21 protein-coding genes and 1 tRNA gene are annotated in these 23,423 nt (G+C 58.2%); 5 read left to right on the top strand and 17 right to left on the bottom strand.

Annotated features, from left to right (window positions below; translation table 11 throughout):
- Positions 1-15 precede the first annotated feature (15 nt).
- The 13 genes from L1249_RS02470 to L1249_RS02410 form a co-directional block, all read right to left on the bottom strand.
- The gene (locus L1249_RS02470; RefSeq protein ID WP_235253052.1) at positions 16-1,728 is read right to left on the bottom strand and encodes a putative bifunctional diguanylate cyclase/phosphodiesterase; all 1,713 of its coding nucleotides are present in this window, start codon (positions 1,726-1,728) and stop codon (positions 16-18) included.
- 284 nt (positions 1,729-2,012) lie between these two features.
- Positions 2,013-3,956: a methyl-accepting chemotaxis protein gene (locus L1249_RS02465; protein WP_044628756.1), complete on the bottom strand. Its 1,944-nt coding sequence runs from the start codon at positions 3,954-3,956 to the stop codon at positions 2,013-2,015.
- Between the two features lie 196 nt (positions 3,957-4,152).
- On the bottom strand, positions 4,153-4,629 hold the full coding sequence (locus L1249_RS02460) for a C40 family peptidase (protein WP_044628757.1): 477 nt from the start codon (positions 4,627-4,629) through the stop codon (positions 4,153-4,155).
- A 73-nt stretch (positions 4,630-4,702) separates the two neighbouring features.
- Positions 4,703-5,332 (bottom strand): histidine phosphatase family protein, encoded by a 630-nt coding sequence (locus L1249_RS02455; RefSeq protein ID WP_044628758.1) that lies wholly within the window; start codon positions 5,330-5,332, stop codon positions 4,703-4,705.
- 25 nt (positions 5,333-5,357) lie between these two features.
- Complete coding sequence (gene phnE, locus L1249_RS02450; protein ID WP_044628759.1) at positions 5,358-6,173, bottom strand: phosphonate ABC transporter, permease protein PhnE; 816 nt, start codon at positions 6,171-6,173, stop codon at positions 5,358-5,360.
- 62 nt (positions 6,174-6,235) lie between these two features.
- Positions 6,236-7,063, bottom strand: coding sequence for a phosphonate ABC transporter, permease protein PhnE (gene phnE / locus L1249_RS02445; RefSeq protein ID WP_054640967.1), 828 nt, complete (start codon positions 7,061-7,063; stop codon positions 6,236-6,238).
- Positions 7,060-7,935: a phosphonate ABC transporter ATP-binding protein gene (phnC, locus tag L1249_RS02440; RefSeq protein WP_228169068.1), complete on the bottom strand. Its 876-nt coding sequence runs from the start codon at positions 7,933-7,935 to the stop codon at positions 7,060-7,062. Before phnC ends, phnE (L1249_RS02445) begins: the two co-directional genes overlap by 4 nt.
- Positions 7,936-8,058: 123 nt before the next feature.
- Complete coding sequence (gene phnD, locus L1249_RS02435; protein ID WP_172415835.1) at positions 8,059-9,024, bottom strand: phosphate/phosphite/phosphonate ABC transporter substrate-binding protein; 966 nt, start codon at positions 9,022-9,024, stop codon at positions 8,059-8,061.
- A gap of 102 nt (positions 9,025-9,126) precedes the next feature.
- Entirely contained in the window at positions 9,127-10,881 is a 1,755-nt protein-coding gene (locus L1249_RS02430) for a bifunctional diguanylate cyclase/phosphodiesterase (RefSeq protein WP_172415834.1), read from the bottom strand.
- Between the two features lie 119 nt (positions 10,882-11,000).
- Positions 11,001-12,923, bottom strand: coding sequence for an alkaline phosphatase D family protein (locus L1249_RS02425; RefSeq protein WP_137094410.1), 1,923 nt, complete (start codon positions 12,921-12,923; stop codon positions 11,001-11,003).
- 42 nt (positions 12,924-12,965) lie between these two features.
- A complete protein-coding gene (locus L1249_RS02420) occupies positions 12,966-14,330 on the bottom strand; it encodes a sensor histidine kinase (protein ID WP_172415833.1) in 1,365 nt (454 codons plus the stop codon).
- Positions 14,327-15,001 carry a winged helix-turn-helix domain-containing protein gene (locus tag L1249_RS02415; protein ID WP_058579734.1) on the bottom strand — a complete coding sequence of 225 codons (675 nt, stop codon included), beginning with the start codon at positions 14,999-15,001 and terminating at the stop codon, positions 14,327-14,329. The genes L1249_RS02420 and L1249_RS02415 overlap by 4 nt, the downstream gene beginning before the upstream one ends.
- A gap of 61 nt (positions 15,002-15,062) precedes the next feature.
- Entirely contained in the window at positions 15,063-15,446 is a 384-nt protein-coding gene (locus tag L1249_RS02410) for a PepSY domain-containing protein (RefSeq protein ID WP_442908416.1), read from the bottom strand.
- 157 nt (positions 15,447-15,603) lie between these two features.
- Here L1249_RS02410 and L1249_RS02405 point away from each other — a divergent pair, with 157 nt between their 5' ends.
- Complete coding sequence (locus L1249_RS02405; RefSeq protein WP_054640965.1) at positions 15,604-16,080, top strand: PepSY domain-containing protein; 477 nt, start codon at positions 15,604-15,606, stop codon at positions 16,078-16,080.
- 216 nt (positions 16,081-16,296) lie between these two features.
- Positions 16,297-17,328: a DUF1853 family protein gene (locus L1249_RS02400; RefSeq protein WP_058579733.1), complete on the top strand. Its 1,032-nt coding sequence runs from the start codon at positions 16,297-16,299 to the stop codon at positions 17,326-17,328.
- Between the two features lie 10 nt (positions 17,329-17,338).
- Here the strand turns inward: L1249_RS02400 and proB are convergent, their stop codons facing one another.
- The 4 genes from proB to rplU form a co-directional block, all read right to left on the bottom strand.
- On the bottom strand, positions 17,339-18,499 hold the full coding sequence (gene proB, locus L1249_RS02395) for a glutamate 5-kinase (protein WP_228169070.1): 1,161 nt from the start codon (positions 18,497-18,499) through the stop codon (positions 17,339-17,341).
- A 39-nt stretch (positions 18,500-18,538) separates the two neighbouring features.
- Positions 18,539-19,729, bottom strand: coding sequence for an Obg family GTPase CgtA (cgtA, locus tag L1249_RS02390; RefSeq protein WP_058579732.1), 1,191 nt, complete (start codon positions 19,727-19,729; stop codon positions 18,539-18,541).
- A gap of 142 nt (positions 19,730-19,871) precedes the next feature.
- Positions 19,872-20,129, bottom strand: coding sequence for a 50S ribosomal protein L27 (gene rpmA / locus L1249_RS02385; protein ID WP_058579731.1), 258 nt, complete (start codon positions 20,127-20,129; stop codon positions 19,872-19,874).
- A gap of 30 nt (positions 20,130-20,159) precedes the next feature.
- Positions 20,160-20,471 carry a 50S ribosomal protein L21 gene (gene rplU, locus L1249_RS02380; protein ID WP_016915863.1) on the bottom strand — a complete coding sequence of 104 codons (312 nt, stop codon included), beginning with the start codon at positions 20,469-20,471 and terminating at the stop codon, positions 20,160-20,162.
- Between the two features lie 293 nt (positions 20,472-20,764).
- On the opposite strand from rplU, the gene ispB reads away from it, so the two are divergent.
- The 3 genes from ispB to L1249_RS02365 all read left to right on the top strand — a co-directional run bounded on the left by ispB (position 20,765) and on the right by L1249_RS02365 (position 23,395).
- Positions 20,765-21,769: an octaprenyl diphosphate synthase gene (ispB, locus tag L1249_RS02375; protein ID WP_058579730.1), complete on the top strand. Its 1,005-nt coding sequence runs from the start codon at positions 20,765-20,767 to the stop codon at positions 21,767-21,769.
- Between the two features lie 188 nt (positions 21,770-21,957).
- The gene (locus L1249_RS02370; RefSeq protein ID WP_235253011.1) at positions 21,958-23,214 is read left to right on the top strand and encodes a transposase; all 1,257 of its coding nucleotides are present in this window, start codon (positions 21,958-21,960) and stop codon (positions 23,212-23,214) included.
- Positions 23,215-23,318: 104 nt separating this feature from the next.
- Positions 23,319-23,395, top strand: a tRNA-Pro gene (locus tag L1249_RS02365).
- Positions 23,396-23,423 lie beyond the last annotated feature (28 nt).

Genomic DNA, 23,423 nt, shown 5'->3' with positions numbered 1-23,423 from the left:
AAATCATTTGAGCGACTATAGCGTGGCTAACGCTCGCCACTCATGACGCTGGGTCCAATGTGTTAGCCACTCTGATACGGCTTCTGGTGGCATTGGCCGAGCAATACCATACCCTTGGGCTAACTCACATCCCAGTGCCATTAGCGCCTTGGCATGCTCAAGCGTCTCTACGCCTTCGGCCAGCATTGGGCGTTTAAATCGATTCGCCATATAAATAACGCTTTCGACAATTGCCATGTCATCCTGGTCGCTCAGCATATCGCGCACAAAGCTTTGATCAATTTTAATTAGACTGACAGGCAGTTGGCGTAAATGAGTTAACGACGAAAACCCAGTACCAAAATCATCAATGGCAAAACTGACTCCTAGCGCTTGGCAACTAGCCATATTTTTTAGCGCAGCTTTTACATCATGCATTGCCGCACTTTCCAATACTTCCAGCTTTAACAGTGAAGGCGACACCATGGGGTAGCGGGCAAGTAGCTCTGCTAAGCGTTGGCTAAAGTTGCTCACCAAAAGGTGCGTAGGGCTGATATTGACGTTAATCGGCATTTCAATACCGTCATTTTGCCACTGAGTCAGCTGTTGTAGCGCATGCTCTAACACCCACTCGCCTAGATCCACTTCCAGCGGGGTGGCATCTATAGTTGACAAAAACTGCCCAGGAGATAACAGCCCACGCTCGGGATGTTGCCAGCGAATTAATGCCTCAACACCCACAACCTGGCCGCTGCGCATATCTACCTGCGGCTGATAGAAAAGTCGTAGTTCGCCATGCTTTAGTGCATCCATAAAGCGCTGACGCTGCTCATGGCGTACCTGAAGCAGAAGGTCATGGGTAGGATCAAAAAGGTGGTAGGTATCCCGGCCGCGCTGCTTGGCGCGATACATAGCTTGGTTGGCATGGCGCAAAAGCACATCGCCTTGAGCATGATCGCTTGGGTAAGAAGTAACGCCTAAACTGGCAGTCAGGTAAATTGCTTGGCCTTCAACGATTAGCGGTTGGCGAATGGAGGCCAACAGCTTTTCAAAAAACGAGTCCTCGACACCATGGTGAAGCAGCAGTACAAACTCATCACCGCCAATACGAGCAAGTACATCATCACCAAACAGCAGATGACTGATGCGCTGCGCGAATGCTGATAATAACGTATCGCCTATCTGGGGGCCAAGGCGATCATTAATGGCTTGGAAGTGATCAATATCCAGAGAACAAATCGCCAGCGGTAGCTGCCGATGTTCCGAATGCTGAATAGACTCTTGGATAAGCTGAGTTAGCAGCTGCAGGTTTGGCAGCCCTGTTAACGCATCAAAATAGACTTCACGGTTCAAGTGACGGGCGTGGGAAGGAATGGCAGAAAGATCTGCCAGCACAATCACATGATGATCAATTCGACCCTGCTCATCCCGTACCCGGTTAATTGACATCATACCGGGGTAAAACTGCCCGTCGTGGCTACGATAACTAATCTGACTTTTACTGCGGTCACGCAGTTGAAGCTCCTCGCGTAACAGACGCGTGGTGCGACTATCATCAAGTGGCAAAATGCTAAACGCTTCCGGCGACCGGCCTCGAATTTCACTCAGCGCCAACCCCGTTAGCTCGCAGAAGGCTGGATTAGCATCCACCACAAGATTATCAGCATCGGTAATGATGATGGCCTCATTAGCGTAGCGAAACGCCGATTCAGCAGGCGCTAAAAGCGTACTAGAATCGGTCACTGACATTGTGGCGGCGCTAAACGGCCAAGATACTGCTTGGGCAGCGGGGTGAGGCAAAGACTGCTCCTTCGAGTCGTTCAAGGGCGGGCGCATACGTCTCTGCTCTCCTCGTATAAGCTGGTTAAATTTAATGGCTTTCGATTATATTAACACCGTCTTGCTACATATGTTTTAGATTAAATAGCGTTAAATCAACGTGCTACTTTAGCCTCAGCAGACATAAGCCAACGCCCCTCTCCCTCACAAAAAGGGAACACAGGGTTCCCTTTTTCGCGTTTTACTTAGCGCCATTAACTGTAGGCAAGCTGCTGACTATGGCGTGGCGATATTTCTGCAACGCGGAAACGGCTAACCAGCGTGGTCATTTCTTCAGCCTGGTCATCTAGCGAGCGGCTTGCCGTGGCGACTTGCTCAACCAAAGAAGCATTCTGCTGGGTAACATCTTCAAGCTGTGCCATCGCATGGCTAATCTGCTCAACTCCCGCTGACTGTTCATGGCTAGCTGTCGCAATCTCGTCTACCAGTGTCGCCACCTGCTGCACACGCGCAGCAATTTTTTCCAGTGTGTCACTTGTCGTGGCAACTAACGCTTCACCTTCGTTAATACGCGCTACGTTATTGTTGACCAAGTGGCGGATCTGACTAGCCTCTTCGGCACTGCGGCTTGCCAACTTACGTACCTCATCAGCGACTACTGCAAACCCTCGCCCATGCTCGCCAGCACGCGCCGCCTCTACCGATGCGTTCAGTGCCAATAGGTTAGTTTGAAAGGCAATATTATCGATAGCCGTTACGATGGTTGTCACTTGCTCATTCGCCTGATGAATGTGCTGCATTGCCTGCCGGGCCTGCATTGCCACCTCAGTAGCTTCTTGTGCCTGGTTAGCAACGCCACCAGTCATACGCTGAGCTTGGTGTGCGTTATCCGCATTTTGCCGCACGGTGGCGGTCATCTGCTCCATACTGGAAGCTGTCTGCACGAGTGACGCTGACTGCTCCTCAGTGCGCTGAGCAAGATCTTGGTTGCCCTGAGCAATTTCATTGCTGGCAAGCGCTACCGACTGTGCATTGCGCTTCATTTCAGCAATCAACTGTTCTGTTTGCGCTGACGCATCGTTTACCGCTTGATAAAGCCTAGAAAGCTCATCACTACCGGGCACCGGCAGGCGCTGCGTCAAGTCATCGCCGCGTTCCGCAATGCTTACTAACGCTCGCTGAAGCGGTCTCGTTATGGTGCGAACAATGAGTATTGCCATGCCAATGGCAATTACAGCAGTCACTACAGCAATCGCTAAGTACCACCATAGATCTCGCTGTGCTTGGCGCTTAAGCTCATCAGCGGTGCTCACGATAGATGCAGACACACTATCCTCCAGCGCCTTTAAGCGGCCAATTTTTACTGTTTGCCAATCGAACCACTCTTCTGGGTTTACCCCGTAGCCTGCCGTTTGCTGAATCGCTAGTGCGCGCCGCTCCAGCACGCGCTCAACCTCCGGGCCACTCAAAGCTGCCTCCAGTGCCTCACGGTTAGCAGCACCAGATAAGACACGAAAAGTTTCTAGAAATGCACGTTCCTCACCTATTAATGACAAGAGACGCTGCAGGGTCGCTTCAGGCATCGCATCGGCAGCAAATACATTTGAAAGAAGCGCACGCTCAATACCTGCCAAATCTTTTGCCTCTAACAAATTATAATAGGCTGCCAGTTGACGGGTAATCGCGCCCTCTCCCGTTAAGTGGGCAAGCTCGCCAACGAGTACCATCAGCAAGCTATTAAGCCCTGTATAGTGGCCTAGCGCTTCCGGTGTTGCCACACTAAGCAGGTCTACCTGGTCACGCAGCGACTGGTTTTGCTGCCATTGTTGCTCAACCGCAGCCAACTGAGAGCTGATCGTGGAGGTCAGCAGCGTTGCATCAAGTTGATCACGCTGTTGGAAAAAAGCTTCCGCAGCAGCATCCGTATCTGAACGCTGCTGGCGCAACCGATCTCCGAACACCTTTCCCTGGCTGCCTAAAAAGCCAGCCGTCATGCCGCGCTCCCGCTGCACTTGATGTACCCAGCCCCCTGCCTGTTGAGCCAGTGCAGTTAGTGCTTGCATACGTGACAGCTCGTTAACCGCTGCCTGCCGGGCAATGGCACCACTGGCAGCAAACCATCCCAGCGCTATCAAAGGCAGCACCAATACTAGGGCAAACTTAAACCGCATCGGTAAGCGGTGGAGAATCTCTTTCATCGCGTTGCTTAGCCTCAATTTACATCGTTCAGGGAGGTAAGCGGCGTACTCGTTTTTTTATTGGCCTATATAGACTCTTTATTTACCAAGTTTGCCGCATTTTGCCAGGCAATTAAATACGATTAGCTGGCAAAACAGTCCGAGTGTATAGCGATAAGAAAAATATACCTTGACCTGTATCACCCTGGCAGCTCATTTAAGGGGCTGGACCTGCCGCCCCTAAAAAGCGCTGCTGCCAGTAGTCGATATCCAGCGGCACGCTGACCACCGCTCGGCCACTGCCGGGAGCATGAATCATCTGACGATTGCCGCCATAGATGCCAACGTGCGTGGCTTTGTTGCCATCGCCGAAAAACAGCAGGTCGCCGGGACGTGGGGCATCTACTTGGGGAAGCGCACGAAACTGGCCGTCGGCGGTGCGTGGCACGCGAATACCTGCGGCGCGGTAGGTCATCTCGACGAGGCCGGAGCAGTCCAAACCGTCGGGAGAGTTGCCACCCAAGCGATAAGGCGTGCCGATCGCCTGCTGGGCATGGGAGAGTATCAACGCGCGCTCCATCGACATACCCGCTGGCGAGCTGGGCGCGGGGGCCATGGCCACGTCGTTACTGGCACACCCTGCCAAGAGCAGCATGAGCAGCGCAAAAAGAGATGAGCGGCGAGTCAACGGCATGGCAACGCTCCAAAAAACGTATTGCTCTTATCATGGCCTAAGCGCCGTTGACCCGATACTGCTTCACGCGCGCTTACCGGCCGACCCACTCGATAAATGTGCTCTCGCCCATAGCATGGCGTTCGTGGCGTAGGCGGCTCATGGCGGCATAGGGCAGATCCATCACTAGACCGTTGCTGAACGGCTGCTCTAACACTTGACGGAACAAGGCATTGCAGACGAACAGATGGGCTACCACGAGCACATGGTAGCCGGGCGGATTCGCCAACAGCCGCCGCCATGCTTCGCTGACCCGAGCATCCAGCTCGGCGTAGGTTTCTCCGCCAGGCGGTGCGGCGCGGGCGGGGTCGAACCAGAAAGCGCTCATCTGCTCGATGCCTTCCTGCTCGTATACCTGGGTATAGGTTTTACCTTCCCACCCACCAAGATGCAGCTCGGCCAGATCATCATCCACCTGCACCGGCAGGTCGAACTCCTCCCCTAACCAGAGCGCAAATTCGCGACAGCGGGCCAGCGGCGAACTAACGATGGCATCATAGGGTGGCCGACCCTCCACCGTATGGCGCATCACTGCATCGGTCACCTGCTGCCAGCCAGTATCGCTGAGCGGATGGTCGGTACTGCCCCGTAGCATTCGCCCACCCTGCGGTTCACCGTGGCGCATCAGGTCAATCGTTGTGATCTCGGCATTGGCAAAGCGCATAGCGGTTCTCCCCCTCACGGACAGATTAAATAATGGCGTGACGAACGCGAGCCGAGACCCACTCCGACACCAGTACCGTGGCGAAAATCAACGCGAAGATAACGCTGACCTGATTCCACGCTAGGCTGTTGATGGAGGCGTTCAGCTGCAGGCCTATGCCACCTGCGCCCACCAGCCCCAACACCGTCGATTCGCGAATATTAATATCCCAGCGGTACACGCTGATCCCCGCAAAGGCAGGCATGATTTGCGGCAGCACGCCGTAGTTCATCACCTGCAGGCGGCTAGCGCCCGTGGCGCTGATGGCTTCCACCGGTGTGGGATGGATCTCCTCAATGGCTTCATAGAGCAGCTTGCCCACAAAGCCAATCGAGCGCAGCGCGATGGCGATGATGCCCGCCAGCACGCCAGGGCCAAGAATGGTCACCAGCAGCATCGCCCAAATCAGCGAGTTGATCGAACGCGACGAGACGATGATGGTCAGTGCCAAGCTGCGCACAAGCGGATGCGGCGTGGTGTTACGCGCGGCTAAAAACGCCACCGGAAACGCCATTATAATGCCCAGCGCGGTGCCCAAGGTGGCGATATTGAGCGTGTCCCACATGGGTTTCCAAAGCTCGCTGGCGTACTCCCAGCGGGGCGGCATCATACGGCTAATCAGGTCACTACCCTGGCGGCCAGCGTCTTCCACAAACACCCACATGGTGTTGTCAGAGATCACTTTCCAGCAGAGTAAGAACAGGCTAACGCCCGCCAGCCAAGCGAGGTACTGCAGCCACTGGGCGCGGGTGGTGCGCCTCTGCCACTGCGGCATACCGTTTGAGGAAGTTGACACCGGCATGGAGAATTCCTTTTGCCTTCAGGCTTTACGTAAAGGGTTGGCAACAAGCGTGCGACGGCGCGCTACTGCGTCCAGCGACGCACATGGCTGGAGGCGTACTCACTCATCAGCACGATGGCGATGATGATCAGCAGAATGGCGGCCGAGGTGCCGTACTCGTAGCGGCTGAGCGAGGTGTTGAGCGTTGCGCCAATCCCTCCCGCCCCGACAATGCCGATCACCGACGACTCGCGGAAATTGATATCCAGCCGGTACATAGAAAGCCCGATCAACCGCGGCATCACCTGCGGCTGCACGGCGTGGTTCATGGTTTGCCACCAGCTCGCCCCGGTGGCGCGCACGGCTTCTACCTGTTTCCAGTCGAGGTCTTCGATATCTTCTGCCAGCAGCTTGGCCATAAAGCCGATGGTGGCAAAGGCCAGCGTGAGCATGCCCGCAAAGGGGCCAAAGCCGAACATCACCACGAACAGAATGGCAATGATTACCTCTTGAAAGGTGCGCGAAACGGCGATGATGGCCCGGCATACCGCGTAGATCGGTAAGGGGGCGATATTGCGCGCAGCCCCTAGCCCCACCGGGATGGCCAGCAGAACGCCGATCACCGTCGAGGTCAGCGTCATGGTCAGGCTTTCCATTAGCCCCGCCAGAATATCGCTTTGGCGGCTAACGAAGTCCGGCTGCAAAAACGCGCCGAGAAAGTTCAGTGCACGCCCGGCACCTTCCGCCACCCGCGCCCAGTTCACTTCCACCGATGCCAGCGCCAGCATCAGGTACACCACGCCACCCAGCGCCAGCGCCCAACGCAGGCGGCGGCTCTCTATCAGCGGCAGCCGACGCCACTGGCCTTGGCGGGCGGCCTGCTGGCGGGCTTGAGCGTCCGTCATGCTCATTGCGCGCCTCCACTCGCTAGGCGGTTCTGGCGCGGCGTGTGTGGCACGCTGGACGCCAGGGTCGACGTGACGCTGGGGGTAGAGATAACGTTCTCTTCTTCGTCATCATCGGCAGGCTCAGGGGTGGTGTCCCAATCCTCTTCGCCGTAAATGGTGGTCAGCATCTCGCTGGTCAGATCGCTGGGCTTACCGTCAAAGACAATCTCCCCGACACGCAGCCCGACGATGCGGTCGGCAAACTGCTGAGCCAGCGCCACATCGTGAATGTTAATGATGGCGGCCAGCTCGCGCTCGGCGCACAGCTCGCGAATCAAGCGCATGATTTGGCGAGAGGTTTTAGGGTCCAGGCTCGCGGTGGGTTCATCCACCAGCAGCAGTTTGGGGCTTTGCAGCAGCGCTCGAGCAATGCCCACCCGCTGGCGCTGGCCACCGGAGAGCGCATCGGCGCGCTTATCAATCGCGTGGGGCAGGCCTACACGCTCAAGCAAGCGAAACGCTTCTGCCACGGCTTCCTGCGGGTAGCGGCGTAGAAAGCTGCGCCAGAACCCTACATAGCCCAGCTGACCAGAGAGCACGTTCTCCATTACGCTCAGGCGGTCCACCAGGGCGTACTCTTGGAAAATCATCCCCATGGAGCGGCGGGCATGGCGCAGGCGGCTGCCTGAGAGTTTCGTCAGCTCCACGTCTTCCAGTCGAATGCTGCCTTGGGTGGGTTCTACCAAGCGATTCACGCAGCGGATCAACGTGCTCTTTCCCGCGCCAGACGGACCAATGAGGGCCATAACCTGCCCTTTCGGCAGCGAGAGCTGGATATCGGTCAGCGCACGGTCGCCGGTAGGGTAACGTTTGCCAACGCCGGTGAGTGTCAACATGGAGGGTGCCTCAGTGTCTTATTCGTCCGTGCTTGCGTTCACAAGCACTTCTCTAATGGCTACATAGCGGCTCGGCCAGGAGGTCGCCCTCCTGGCCGAGAAAATCATGGACCGACCGATGGGTTAGTCGCAGTCGTACGTCACACCGTTGGCATCGGCGATGGTACGGATCACTGACCAGTTCTCTTGGTAGGTGATCGGAATGAACTGAGCTTCACCAGAGTTGGCAAACTCGGCTTCCAGCGCACTGCCTTCCCAGTCGTAGCTGAAGAACGCGTCCTGAATCTGCTCGGCAAGCTCAGGATTCAGATTGTGCGCCAAGCCGTAGGCCGTGGTGGGGAAGGTTTCCGAGGTGTAGATGACGTTGTAATCGCCTTCGCTCACCACATCGCGTGACAGCATGCGCTTGGCGACAGAGTTGGCAATGGCGGCCGCGTCGTAATCTTTGTTCACCACGCCCAGGATGGAGTTGTCGTGAGAGCCAGAGAAGGCTGTCTCGAAATCTTCGCCCGCTTCCAGGCCGTACTCAGAGCGCAGCAGCGCGGAAGGCGCGCGGAAACCGGAGTTGGACGTTTCGGAGGTGAAGGCCAGCTGACGACCGGCTAGGTCTTCCACCGACTCAATGCCGCTATCGGGGTAGGTGATGATTTCCATCTCGTAGCCAAAGCTACCGTCTTCAGCAGCCATCATGGCGAAGGGGCGGAAGCCACCGCAGTTGACCGCCACCGGCACACCGCCCGTGTTGAAGCCCGCCACGTGAAGACGACCGGCGCGCAGCGCTTCCTGTTGGGCAGCGTTAGACTGCACCGGGAAGAACTGGACGTTTTTACCGGTAGCCTCGCTCAGATGATCCAGGAAACTCGCCCAAACGTCGGCATAAACGGCTGGGTCTTCTACCGGCGTGTAAGCAAACACCAGCGTATCCGGATCAACCCACTGCGACTCATCGCTGGGCACATCGGCGATCATATCGCCGTCGTTGTCCACGTAGCGCGAAGAGAGATCAGCAGAAGCAGTGACCGCTGCCAGTGCAAACGTGCCTGCGACGGCGGCGCTCAACAGCGTACGAGAGAAAGAGAGAGTATGCATGCATCACCTAAGCGAGTTAAGAAGTGTTAACGCCATAGTGGCGAGCCGATGTGACAGCCTCGGGACACTCTCATGACGCCTAGGTGACGAATCCGTGACGACTTAGCAGCCGCCGCCCACGCAGCAGCCGCGCCGCTCCACGAACAGGCTATTGCCCGCGGTTTTCTTGGCCTGGTGCTTGAGTTCCGAGAGCTGCGCGGCGATCTCCAGCGCCTTGCAAGGGGCGGGGTCGGTAATCGGTTTAACCGCAATGGAGACACTGACAAAGGGGAAGAACGTCACGCCTCCCTGACGGCTCTCTATCGAAATGCCCCCTTGCTGGCGGTCTTTTTCTTCGTAAAATCCAGGCGCCATCACTTCAAAAGAGTGAAGGATTTGCTGGCAAACGGTTTCCCAATGGCCCAGCGGTAGCAGCATCATAAAGTCATCGCCACCGATATGACCGATAAAGCCACCCGCACTCTCTACCTGGGCCTGTAGCAGCCTTGAGAGCGAAATAATCACGTGGTCGCCGCGGGCGTAGCCGTAGGCATCGTTAAACGCTTTGAAGTTATCTAAATCCACATAGGCAGCCGCAAATCCGCTGCCTTGGGCTAAATAGGAGGCTAGGGTTTCGTTAATCAGAATATTACCGGGCAGCCCGGTGAGCGGGTTCGCGTGGCGCGCTTGGCGCACTTGAATCGCGGTAATTTCCCGCAGCAGGTCGACGATATTGCCCATGCCGAGGTAATGACCGTCGCTATCGACGATGACGAAATCTTCCTGCTCGATATCGCGGCTGTCGGTGAGCTGCTGACTCAGCGCCTCCAGGGAGAGATCCGCCTCCGCCACGATCATTTTAGGATCGGCGATCTCCAGTACGCAGCGTTTGGCGTACAGCGCGTGGCTGTACTGGTTGGTGAACAGCGTGAGGAAAGCATTGCGGCGCACCACCGCCACGGGAACGCCCTCTTCGATCACCGCCACGCAGCGCAGACGCGGGTCTTCGCGAAAGCGTTCGGCAAGCATTGGCACCGAGTAAGTCACGGATACACTCTCAATGGGGCGCAAAATAGAGTGCGCAGTGCGCCCTGCCGGGCTTTTTAGCTGGGTCGTCGCGGGTAATAGCGTATTGAGCTGCATGGGCGGCTGAAGGCTTGGCCGGGCAAAGTAAAACCCCTGCAGCAGTGCCAACCCGCGGTCTAGCTCCCATAGGCAGAGATGCTCGGCAGCCGTCTCGACCCCTTCCGCAATGAGCTGGCAATCCAGACTACGCGCCACATCCAAAATGGAGCGCAGAAACTCGCGCTTAGCGGGTTCCTGATCAATACCAGAGATAAAGTGGCGATCTAACTTGACGAAGTCGGGCCGCAGCTCCGACCAGTGGCGCAGGCTGGAGTGCCCGGCCCCTAAATCATCCAGCGCCACCTGAAAGCCCATATCGCGGTAGTGGTCCACCGCTTGACGCATCAGTTCGTAGTCGTGAATCGGCACGTGCTCGGTCAACTCAATGACCACGCGCTCAGGGGGCAGGCCGCTCTCTTGAATAAAGCTCAGCGTCAGCCCCTCGCGAAAGTCACGCTCCACGATGGTTAACGGCATCACGTTGAGAAACAACAACCCCGGCAGCTCAAGCTCGGCAAAGCGGCGAATGGCGAGCCGCCGACACAGCAAGTCCAGTTCAACCAGCAGGCCAGCCTGGGTCGCCACATCAAATAGCCGCAGAGGGGAGTGAAGCGGGGACGTTTTTGGCCCGCGGATCAGCGCTTCATAGCCATAAATGGCCTGCTGATTGGCGTCCACAATCGGTTGGAATAGCACGTGCAGCTCTTCTGCCGCAATAATTTGATTTAGCCACTGCGCTTCTTGTGCGGTCATATGCCTGCTGCCCTATCAAACGTAAACTATCCCTATGATTTGTAACGCTTCATGAGGAAGGTTCTAGGGCAGCAAGCGTGCGTCATTGTGATGACATTTGTATGACAGACAGCGGTTCTCTACGGGTCGATAGGCACCTTGGGGGGCGGAAAGACTACGTCACCGCCGCTGGCATCGAGCTGGCGAACATCCGTTGGCTTGCCCTGCTCATCCAGGCTTACCAGCCCAATGCCGCTAGCGTTCCATAGCCGCTCTCCGGCGCTGGCTTGGTCTGGGTCCCGTGGGTAAATACTGAGCTTGCGCCGCTTGGTGAACCAGTTCAGCGGCGACAGCGGCGCGTAGAGCCAACGGTTCAAACGGTCGAAGGTATTCAGCAACTGCTTGGGAAAAGTATTTTTCACCCCACTCGAAGTGATTTGCCATAGCTTTGGAGCCCGCTTCTGGCGGCGTACGACGATATCGTAGGCAAAGGAGTAGTGAACATCACCGGAGAGGATCACGTAGTTACCGGGGGTTTTGGAGTGCCGCCAGATATGCAGCAGCACGTTGGCCGCACCGCGGTGCGCCATCCAGTTCTCGGCATCCACCACCAGCGGTTTGCCCGCCAGGGTGAAGAGTTTTTGGATACTTTCGATCAGCTTGACGCCAAACATGGGCGCAGGCGAGACGATCACCGCGCTTTTAGTACCCAGCAGCGCCTGCTGCATCTCCATCAGCGCCTCCCAATCCATCAAGCCTGACGGGCGGTTGGGGCTGCGCTCGCTGCGCCAGCGGCGCGTACGGGTGTCCAGCACAATGAGTACGGGCGTGCCCGGCACCTGAAACTCCCAGCCCTGAAAGCGCAGCAGCCGCTCGATAAACGCGTCCTGGCGGTCAGGCTTCAGCGGGCCGACATCGTCGAACAGCGTGATCGCTTGGTGAAGCAACGGATTAAGTTTATCGGGCGCATTCCCCCACCCTTGGCAGAGCAGGTACGCCACCAGCGCGTTGCCGATAATACGTTTTGAGAACGGGTGGCCGTAGGCACAGCGCTCCCAGTCGGCAGTCAGGTTCCAGTCATCGGTGACATCATGATCATCAAAAATCATCAGGCTGGGCACGTGGGCCATCAGCCGCGCGCACTGAGGCAGACCCTCTACGAACGCTTCGATGATCGCCTGCTCTTCCTGGTAAGCCTCAGCATCTTTTTCGCCTAACGCCGGGGCGTCATAGGCAATCACCTGCCACGGCACGGGCGACCACACTAGGCAGTACATGGCGAGCATCTCGGCCAGCGTCATCAGGTGGTTCTGGGCGTTCGCCGAGGTGAATACCGGCTTTTTTACGCCGCCAAAAAAGCGCTCACGCAGCGCCGCGTTGCTGGTGACATCCGGCAGCAGCGCTTCCCGGTGGTAGTAGCTTTCCGGGGCGTTATACAGCGCTTGGCTGTCATCGACGGTAGCGCCCTCAAGCAGCTCATCCACCAGCCCCAGGCGGGCGATCAGCGCATGAACCGCCCGCAGCATGGGGCCTGCCACGTCGTCCACGTACACTTGGTCGCCGGTCATCAGCAGCCAAGCGGGCCACTCGGTAGGGGACTCCTGGCGCTCGGCTATCCAGTTATCGGCCCGCACTAAGCCATCGGCGCTATCGTGATGGGGTTTACGACAGGAGCCGTGCATCAGACGGTGGTGGCGAGAGGCCAACACAAACCCTGGGTAGTCATAGTCATCGTGGCATAGCCACGGCGCCCACTCCGGCAGGGGCTGCCACGCGCCATCAGTGCTTTGTACCTGCAGGTCGTAGGCAATGCGGGTGTCGGTGGGCAGCGCGGTGGGCAGCGAAAGGTCGATACAGTGAATATAAGCATGCCGACCAATCGCCACGCGCTGGTGGGCGTTATCTAACGCGTGGGTTTGCTGCTCCTCTTGCTCGGGGTTCAGCACGAGCAGCATGGTCAGCGGACGGGTCGCTACCAGCCATAAAATCAGCCGCGACGGCGAGAGGCGACGCAGCAAAGGTCCAACCAGTACGTCGGGTAACGTCGTGGCGATTTGTGTCATTTCACACCCTCTGTGCTGTGTGTTGCATCGCTCTTAAGATCGTTAAGTAGCGACCACAGGCAGTTCAATGACTACCTCTAAACCGCCAGACTCGGCGCGCTGAAGACGCATCTGGCCATGATAAAGCGTGACAAGGTCCGTCACGATGGCTAATCCCAATCCGCTGCCAGAGCGCTGCTCATCCAGCCGCCTGCCGCGCTGGACAGCGGCTTGACACTCTTGCGGCGTCATGCCGGGGCCGTCATCGCTGACAACCAGCAACAGCATCTCGCTTTGAGCCTGCAAGCGGATATGCACATCGCTTTTGCCCCAGCGCAGGGCGTTGTCCAGTAGATTACCCACCATCTCCTGCAGGTCCTGACCATCCATATGCACCCGCACGCCGCTATCCACGGTTTGGCGCAGGGTAATATGGCGGCGCTGCGCTAGCCGGGCAAGCCCGGTGATGAGCGGGGCCAGTGTGCCTTGGAGAGCCACCGGAGCAAAGCGTACTCCCTCGCCCGCAGCGGAAGCTCGCGCCAGATGGTGGCGCACGGCACTGTCGATACGCGACAGCTCGGCCTCCCAGGTATCGCGACTCTCGCCCGGTAGCTGTTTGGCCAACAGCCGCATCACACTAATCGGCGTTTTTAGGGCGTGAGCGAGGTTACCTGCCGTGTGGCGGCCCCGTTCGATGAGCCGCTGGTCACGGGCCAGCACGGCGTTCATGGATTTTGCCAATGTGGCCAGCTCGTCGGGCAAACGAGTTTCTAACTGCTCTGCTCGCCCCTGCTCCACCTCGCGCAGGTTAGCATTCATACGCCGCAGCGGCGCTAACCCCCAGCGTACCTGAAGCGCCAGTACGCCCAGTAGCAGCGCCCCTAGGCCCAGCAGGCCCAGCCACAGCATCTGCTGAAACTCCTGAATATCTTCGCGTAAATCATCGTCCCGCGCAGCCACGCTCACGTGCAGCGGTGTTTCTAAAGGCGCTAGATAAATATCGCGTTCAACGACACGTAACTGCTGTCCCCTTGGGCCTGGTAACGTGCGGGCGGTCACCCGCTCGCTCTCCAGCACCGGCAAACGCTGATCCCATAACGAGCGCGATGCGACCGAGCGGTTCGCCTCATCGGTGATTTGCCAATACCAGCCGGAATAGACATGGTCAAAACGCGAGTCGCCCAGGGCGCGCTCATAGTTCAGCTGCTGGTTCAGCGGGTCGTAGGTGACCCCAGCAATCACCACATTGAGCGTCGCTTCCAGCCGTTCATCAAACGCATTGACCGCAGCGGTGCGGTAATGGTGGGCCAATAGCCAACCAGCAACCGGCAGCGCCAGCAGCACCATGAGCAGCACCGCCAACAGCAGGCGTAGATTGATGGAGCGGCTAGCCCAGCGCTGACTCCAAGAGAGCACATCGGCGCTCATGAATCGCTCGGCTCATCGGCTAACAGGCGATACCCCTGACCGCGCAGCGTGGCAATGCGCCACGCGCCTAGCTTGCGCCGCAACCGACTGACCTGAACATCAATGACGTTGGAGTCGGGCTCGTGGTCACGGTCGTAAACGTGCTCAGACAGCTCGCTGCGGCTGACCACTCGCGGCGCGGCATGCATTAAGTAGCTTAATAGGCGGGTTTCCTGAGCGGTTAAGCTCACGGGACGCCCCGCCAAGGTGACATGCTGGGTGTGAGTATCCAGGCTAAGCTCGCCCACTTTAAGCACCGGGTGCGCATGGCCATGGGTACGGCGCACCAAGGCCCGCAGGCGAAACAGCACTTCGGCGGGTTCAAAGGGTTTGGTGACGTAGTCATCGGCCCCGGCGGTAAAGCCAGCGGCTTTATCGGCCCAGCGTTCACGGGCCGTTAAGATCAGTACCGGCAGATCAATACCATCCTCCCGCCAAGAAGAGAGCCAGCGAGTGCCATCGCCATCGGGCAGGCCAATATCCAAAATGACCGTATCGTACGCCTCCGTGCGCACCAAAAAATCTGCTTCCTGGCCGTTTTCCGCCAGCTCAACGATCCAGTCACCATCTTGCAACGCTTGACTCAGCTCACGGGCAAGCGCCTGGTCATCCTCTACCAGTAAACACTTCATCAAAAAAACCTTATCAATAAACCCAATGGAGGCAGGAAGGTGGGGGACGCAGGCAAACGTCTTAACGCTGCATCTCGCGGATGCGCACGCCCTCTATTTGCATAAGCTGGCCACTGTGACCGTCGAACTCAAACTCCACTACCTGCCCCTGGGGGCCAAGCAGCTTAATTTCATACTCAACCAGCCCGTCATCACGATCAATTTCGACTTCCAACACATCACCGATGTAGTGGGCGTCCAGCCAGTCAAGAATGGTCTCCAACGGCACTACATCACCACGCCGAACCTCGCTGTGTAACGCTTCCCAATGTTGGTCACCGGTCGCGCTACCCATCAGCATCAGCATCAGCATCAGCATGAGCACCAACGCCAACATCAGCGCAAACTTATAGGGGAGCCGTTGCCAGGAGCGCTGCTTGAGTGGGAGAAGAGACGTATTTTTCATAACAGTAGGATGCCAAAGGCAACATGAACGCTAGATGAACAGCTTTGTCAGGTTAAGGAAAGAACCACAATGATATAAATACCCTGTCGCATTCGCTAACTGACCTTCGTTAGGCATCATCCGACAATGCATTCACTAAGCAAAGAAGGAATTTGATATGAACGTTATGAAAAAAATGCTGCTGATCCCAACTTCTGCTCTTCTGCTTGCCGCTGCTGCAGGTAGCGCCCAGGCAGACACTCAGCCGGTCGACCGGATTGATGACATTCTGACCTACGCTGCCGACTACGGGTTCACTCAGCTTGAAGAGATTAATGTTGATGACCGTGGCCGTGTAGAAGTAGAAGGCTGGTTAGACGATGAGTGGTACGCCGATGTGGACTTCTCCATGGATAACGGCGACACCCTGCAAGAAGAGCGTAAGCGCCTGATTACCGGTGCCTGGGGTATGAGCGAAGATGACGTTCGCCAAGCACTCAATGCTGCCAGCCAGGAAGGTATGACCGAATTTGAAAGCATCGATATCGATAAAAGCGGCATCATCGATGTTGAAGGCCGCGAGCAAAACGGTCGCGAGCTGGAACTGAGCCTGCGCCAGGGTTCTTTTGAAGTCACCCAGATGGATCGCGACTAATCGCATTCGCGTCTCGTACATCTAGCCGTACATTCTGTTAGTACGCTCTGTTAATACACTCTATTCATACACTCTCTGCGGCGGGCCTTCGGGCTCGCCGCTTTTTTGTACCTACGCATTCACTAGGATTTGATTGGCATCCCACATGAATGTCGTTAGCGTAGCCACCGGCGGTTAGCACAGCCGCCTCTCAAGCTAGCGAATAGGAGAGACTTTTTGACGACCTCCGCCGAAGGTGTCAGCGACGCGATACGCCATACAGTGCTGCGCGATCTCGCTTGGCTGTTAGCAACCCCCGATTTAGTCACCCTTGGCGCTTATCCTGGACGGCCCACAGGCTTAACGCTGGGCCTTACAGACAATCACCATACGTGGCTGACCGCTCTACTGCCCGGCGTTGAGGCGCTGAATGGCAAGCTAGCGACGCGCATGGGCCACTACCATGAGCGGCTGTGGCAGCTGTTACTGGATAACGCCCCTAATACCCGCCTGCTGGCCAATAATCTGCGTATTACTCAACGCCGCACGACGCTGGGCGAGCTGGATATGCTTTATCGCACGCGGACAAACCCAGTGCCGGTGCATTTGGAAGTAGCGATCAAGTTTTATCTTGGGCTTCCCGACGGGCCAGGCGAAGCCAACAGCCAAAGCCGCTGGATTGGGCCCGGTGGCTTGGACAGTTTGGCCTTGAAGTGCAGCCACCTGCTCCATCATCAGCTACCGCTCTCCCGTACTCGCACGGCGCAGGCGAATATTGCTCACTGGTTAACGCCCAGAGATACGGGCGAAGCGACCACGCTAAGCAACCTGCTGACTCAGCAGCTTGCCATGCCCGGCGTACTGTTTTATCCATGGCAGGCCAATTTGCCACCGCCTGTCGGGGCAACGGCCGAGCATCGGCGGGGGTGGTGGTGCCATCAACACGCTTGGCCCAGCGTGGCCCAACGCTACAGCACGGCGCTAAAAGTCGCGTGGCTAGCAAAGCCCCACTGGTTAGCGCCGCCATCGCTCGACGCATTTGGCAACGCCAATGAGCGGATGGAGGCCGTGATGACACAGGTCAACCGCTACGGGCCGCAGCAAGTGATGCTGTACGACCCGAAGGGAGGAGAGAACTGCTGGGAAGAGAACTACTGGGAAAAGAGTTGCCAGGAAAATAGTAGCCAGGAGAGACTGCTAACGCGGTTGATGGTGGTACCCAACGACTGGCCGCGCCAGGTACCGCTACCGCCTAAGCGGCGTGGTTAATCCACCCGCCTTATACCACCACGAGATTATCGCGATGAATCAGCTCGTGGGCTTCCACGTAACCAAGGATGGCTTCGATTTGGTGGCTTGGCTGGCCCGCTAGCTGGCGAGCTTCGTCGGCCCCGTAATTGACCAAGCCCTTGGCCACGCGAGTGCCCTGCTCATCCACACACAGCACCATGTCGCCGCGCTTAAAACTGCCCTGCACGTCACGCACGCCAACGGCCAGCAGGCTAGAGCCTTTACCACGCAGCACGTTGACCGCGCCCGCATCCAGCACCAGCGTACCGCGCACCTGAAGCTGACCCGCTAGCCAGCGCTTGCGCGCTGCCATAGGGGCTTGATCCGGGCGCAGCAGCGTGCCGAGTGCTTCACCGTTCATTACCCGAGTAATTACCTCCGGCTGGCGACCACTGGCAATCACAGTTACCGCGCCGGAACGCGCCGCGAGCTGGGCAGCGCGCACTTTGGTGCTCATACCACCCCGGCCCAACGCCCCGCCGCTGCCTGCCACGGCGGCCAAGCGGGGGTCGTCAGCACGCCCCTCAGTAATCAGCGTGGCGTCAGGGTTGTGGCGAGGGTCGGCATCGAACAGGCCTTCTTGGTCGGTGAGCAGCAGCAGCGCATCGGCTTCCAGCAGGTTCGCCACCAGCGCGCCGAGGGTGTCATTATCGCCAAAGCGGATCTCGTCGGTGACGACGGTATCGTTTTCGTTGATCACCGGTACCACGCGCATCTCGACCAGCGTGCGCAATGCCGAGAGCGCGTTCAGGTAGCGCTTGCGGTTAGAGAGGTCGTCGTGGGTGAGCAGAATCTGCGCGGTGAGCATGCCGTGGCGAGCAAAGTGCTGCTCGTAGCACTGGGTCAGGCCATTTTGGCCCACGGCGGCGGCCGCCTGAAGCTCGTGCACGGCGCTCGGACGCGCCTGCCAGCCCAAGCGCACCATGCCAGCTGCCACCGCACCGGAGGAGACCAGCACCACCTCTTTACCCTGCTGATGCAGGGCGGCAATTTGATCCACCCAGCCGCCAATGGCCGCTTCGTCCAGACCGCGACCATCATTAGTGAGCAGCGCGCTGCCAATTTTGACCACTACCCGGCGGGCGCTACTCAGCGCCTCACGGCCCGGCAACTGCTCGTTGCTTTCCACGTCGCGACTCTCCCACGCCATTGCGCTCACGCGATTAATCCTAGCTAGTACGCCACTGGCTTACGGGGCGTACTCCACTTCGACATCGTAATCATCGTCGTCGAAATCGTCATCGTCTTCTTCATCATCGCGCTTACGACGACGGCCAAGGCGGGCTTCGGTACGGGCCACCGACTCCTCCTCCATGCGACGGCGCATCTCCTGCTCGCGGGCATGGGCCTCTTCGTCTTCGTTTTCCAGACGCTGCTGCTCGGTGAGCCAGCGGTACGCCGCCTGCACCAGCTTGTCAGTGCCTTCGCTGCTGATCGCCGAAATACGGAACACTGGACCATCCCAGTTCAGCGCCTCGATGATCGCCTGGGCCCGCGCTTCGCGCTCCTCTTCCGGCAGCAGGTCGAACTTGTTCAACACCAGCCAGCGCGGCCGCTCGGAGAGCGCCGGGGAGAACTGGCCCAGCTCGTGCACGATGGCCTGGGCAGCCTCGACCGGATCAGACTCGTCGAACGGCGCCACATCCACCACGTGGAACAGCAGCCGCGTGCGGGTCAGGTGCTTCAAGAAGCGCAGCCCCAGGCCAGCACCGTCGGAGGCACCTTCAATCAGCCCCGGTACGTCGGCCATTACAAAGTGCTCATGCATCCCCAGCTTCACCACGCCCAGGTTTGGCACCAGGGTGGTGAACGGGTAGTTGGCCACTTTGGGCTTGGCCGCAGAGACCGAACGAATCAGCGTCGACTTACCGGCGTTGGGCATGCCCAGCAGGCCCACATCCGCCATCACTTTCATTTCCAGGCGCAGGTTACGACGGTCGCCTTCGGTGCCCGGCGTGGTGCGCCGCGGCGCGCGGTTGGTAGAGGATTTGAAGTGAATGTTACCCAGGCCACGACGACCACCGGCCGCCACCAGCACGACCTGCCCGATCTCGGTCACATCGGCAATCACCTCAAGGGTGTCTTCATCAATCACCGTGGTGCCTACCGGCACTTTTACGTGCAAGTCTTCACCAGCTTTACCGCTCATCTGGCGGCCCATGCCGCCTTGCCCATTTTCAGCTTTGTAGAAACGCTGAAATTTGAAATCAATCAAGGTGTTGAGCGAATCATCACCAATCAGATAAACGCTGCCACCGTGGCCGCCATCGCCACCATCGGGGCCACCCTTGGGCACATATTTCTCGCGGCGAAAGCTCAGACAGCCATTGCCGCCTTTACCTGCCTCAACAATAATCGAGGCTTCATCGACGAACTGCATTGGATTCTCCCGGCCGCTTCCGCCGCCCTCACTGCACTATCCCCACCCGCCTTATGCGGGAAAAAGGGATCGAAAAGACAAAAAAGCCCCGCCATGGCGGGGCTTTTCTTTCGTCATCTTCGCACTGCGCAACCTGAGTTGCTTAGGCAGAAACGATGCTGACGAATTTACGGTTTTTCGGACCTTTGGTCTCGAACTTGACGACACCGTCGTTCAGAGCGAACAGCGTGTGGTCACGGCCCAGGCCAACGCCAGTGCCAGCGTGGAAGCGCGTGCCGCGCTGACGCACGATGATGTTACCAGCGGTTGCCGCTTGGCCACCGAAGAGTTTTACACCAAGGCGTTTGGATTCGGAATCGCGACCGTTACGCGTGGAGCCGGCTGCCTTTTTATGTGCCATTGCAAAATCCTCCTAAAGGGAATTGGCTGCTTACGCAGAAATTCCGGTAATTTTGACTTCAGTGAACCACTGACGGTGGCCCTGACGCTTCATGTGGTGCTTCCGGCGACGGAATTTGATGATCGTCACTTTATCGCCACGGCCGTGGGAAACGATTTCAGCGGAAACTTTGGCACCGCTAATGAAAGGTGCGCCAATGTTTACGTCATCGCCGTCTGCAACCAGCAGCACTTCATCAAACTCAATCGTTTCGCCGGTAGCGACTTCGATTTTCTCGAGCTTGAGGGTTTGACCTTCTTGAACGCGGTACTGTTTACCACCGCTTTTAATAACTGCGTACATGTCGCTCTCCGGACTTGTCGTTAATGCCGGTTACGCCCCGCGTAACCAACGCTCATCGCCTTCCGCTCTTATCGACCTGCTGCGAGTGGCGCCTCTTTTGGCAGCCATCTGACAGGGAGCATGATGAGTGGGTCGCGGATTATAACGACTATCGCTTCATACCACAAGGCCACCGGGGCTTGTCAATCTTCCAAACGCCTGCCTATGCCTGCTTAGCGCGGCTATGCCTTGACGCCTTACAGGCAGCCCCATAGCATGACCCCCACTCTTACCTGCCGCGATGAACGGAACCCATGACAGCCAACGTCTCCCCAACCCCGCCTGCCAGCCCTTCGCCTTCACCGCTGCACGCCGTGGTGGCCGATGATTTTGAGGCCGTCAACCGCACCATTGTGACGCAGTTGAATTCTCGCGTGCCGCTGGTGGAAACCATCGGCCAGTACATCATCGAAAGCGGCGGCAAGCGCCTGCGCCCGCTGCTGGTACTGCTGGCAGCGCGCTCGCTGGGCTACGAAGGCGACAAGCACATCACCCTCGCCACGCTGATCGAGTTCATGCACACCTCGACCCTGCTGCACGACGACGTGGTGGACGAGTCGCACATGCGCCGGGGCAAAAAAACCGCCAACGACGCCTGGGGCAATGCGCCCTCGGTGCTGGTAGGCGATTTCCTCTACTCCCGCTCGTTCCAAATGATGGTGGATGTAGGCTCCATGCGCATCATGGCGATCCTATCCGGAGCCACCTGCGTGATCGCAGAAGGTGAAGTGCTGCAGTTGACCAACATTGGCAACCCCAGCATTTCCGAGGCGGATTACTTCGAGACCATCCTAGGCAAAACCGCGATGCTGTTTGAAGCGGCCTCCCATAGCGGCGCAGTGCTCGCAGAAGCTACGCCAGAACAGGAGCGCGCCCTGCAGCATTACGGCCGCTACCTGGGTCTCGCTTTCCAACTGATTGACGACTTGCTGGACTATCAAGGCGACGCCGAGGCAATGGGCAAAAACGTTGGCGACGACTTGGCCGAAGGCAAGCCCACGCTACCGCTCATTCACGCCATGGAGCGCGGCACCCCTGAGCAAGCCAAGCTGATTCGTCAGGTGATTCGTAAAGGCGGCCTGGAACAATTAGACGACGTACTGGCAATTATTCACGACACCGGGGCGCTGGCGTACACCCGAGCACGGGCAGAAGAGATGGCGGACAAAGCACTGGCTGAGCTAGATGCCCTGCCCCCCAGCCCTTATCGCGACAGCATGGCTCAACTTGCCCGCTTAGCCGTGGACCGCCAAGCCTAACTGCCAGCGTTCTTCACGTTGCACAAAGAAAGGGCATGAAAAAAGACTAGCGTCTCCCCACTTTTCCACAGGTGGTGCTGTAACTGCCTGAATAGCGTTGAAAATTTCAGTGCTATCAACGAGATCGGGGCTTTCCCGCCGGTATCATGTTGTTACCCCTAACACCATGAACCAAAAGGAAAACCCCGATGCTTCAAGATGCCAAAGACCGCGCCAAATGGAAAGCTCGCCTGATCGGCTGGTGTGACGACCTGTCGGATCACCTCGCTCGCCCCGTCGTGAAGCTGGCGGCAGAAACGCTCTTTGGCATCCTGGCCAGCGGTAGTTTGCGCCAGGCCGAGATCGCCCGCGCCTTGAAGGAACCCTGTCGGCTGCACCACACGCAGAAGCGGTTGTCGCGCATGCTGTCCCGGCACAGCGAGCTTGCTTGGGCCGCGGAGCAACTGCAGCTCCAGCGGATCACGCCTTACATCACCGATGACATGGTGCTGGCCATCGATCCGGGCGACCTGAACCGGGATGGCGCCCCGGCCAGTGAATACCGAACCCGCGTTCGCGACGGTGATACCGGCGAGATCGTCGGCGGTTATCCGCTGATCAGCGTGGTGGCACGCGACCTGAAGCGGGGCACCACCTGGCCACTGCTCACGCGGCTGCTATCGCCGGCTCGCGGCAGCTACCGCAGTGAAAACACCGATATCCTGAGCGTGATGGATACCGTGCAGCGCCATGTGGAGGGCCGGCCACTGTGGGTCATCGATCGTGGCGGCGATCGAGGGCGGCTGTGGGATGCCTGGCTGCGCGCCGAGCGTCATGTGCTGGTCCGGGCCGCCAATCAGCGCTTCTGGCAGTGGCGAGATACCGCCAAGACATCGCAGCAGATTGCCCGAGATCTGCCACTGAAACACCGCGGCCACTTGCGCCGTGGGCAGCATATCCCGGTGCGGTTCGGCATCACCAAGGTCACACTGCGGGAGCATCCGGAGACGCCGCTGTGGATGATCGTTGTCGATCATGAGAAGTCGGAGCGCCTGGTGCTGGTGACGACGCGCCCGGTGCGTGGTCGCCGCCAAGGCGAGCGGATGATTCAGGCTTACCTGGATCGCTGGGCCTGCGAGGAGGGGTACCGGTTCACCAAGCAGGGGTTCGGCCTGGAGGGTGTCCAGGCGCGCCGTTTCACGACGCTGCAGAACCTGGTGGCGCTGGCCAGCCTGGCCTGGGCACTGCTTGCGGCCTATCAGGACCGAGCGCCGGAGTTGGTGCGGCACGCGCAACGTCAGAAGCGACACCACCGGCTGATATTCCCGTTCTATAGCCTGCAGCGAGGCTGGCAACGGCTGTTTGCTCAAGGCCGAAGTGTTTTCTACCCCCTCTGGAGAAGAGCGCCAGACGCCGAGGCACGAATACCAGGCTTGTTCACCTCCTCAGGAGGACTATGCCGATGACACGCCGGAAAAAATGGGGAGACCCTAGATGAAAAAAGAGGCTTGAAAAAAGCCCTTCGCCTGCGTATGATTCGTCCCGTTGTTGAGCGCGCCTCAGCAACGTTCGGAATATAGCTCAGCTTGGTAGAGCGCTGCCTTCGGGAGGCAGAGGTCGTAGGTTCGAATCCTGCTATTCCGACCAAAGAATCCATCAAAAACGGCCACTTAGC

Origin of the sequence: Halomonas sp. Cn5-12 (assembly GCF_021532545.1) — a bacterium.
GTDB classification, from domain to species: Bacteria; Pseudomonadota; Gammaproteobacteria; order Pseudomonadales; family Halomonadaceae; genus Vreelandella; species Vreelandella aquamarina.
Note: the sequence above shows the minus strand (reverse complement) of the source record. Positions and strands in the feature narration are given on the sequence as shown.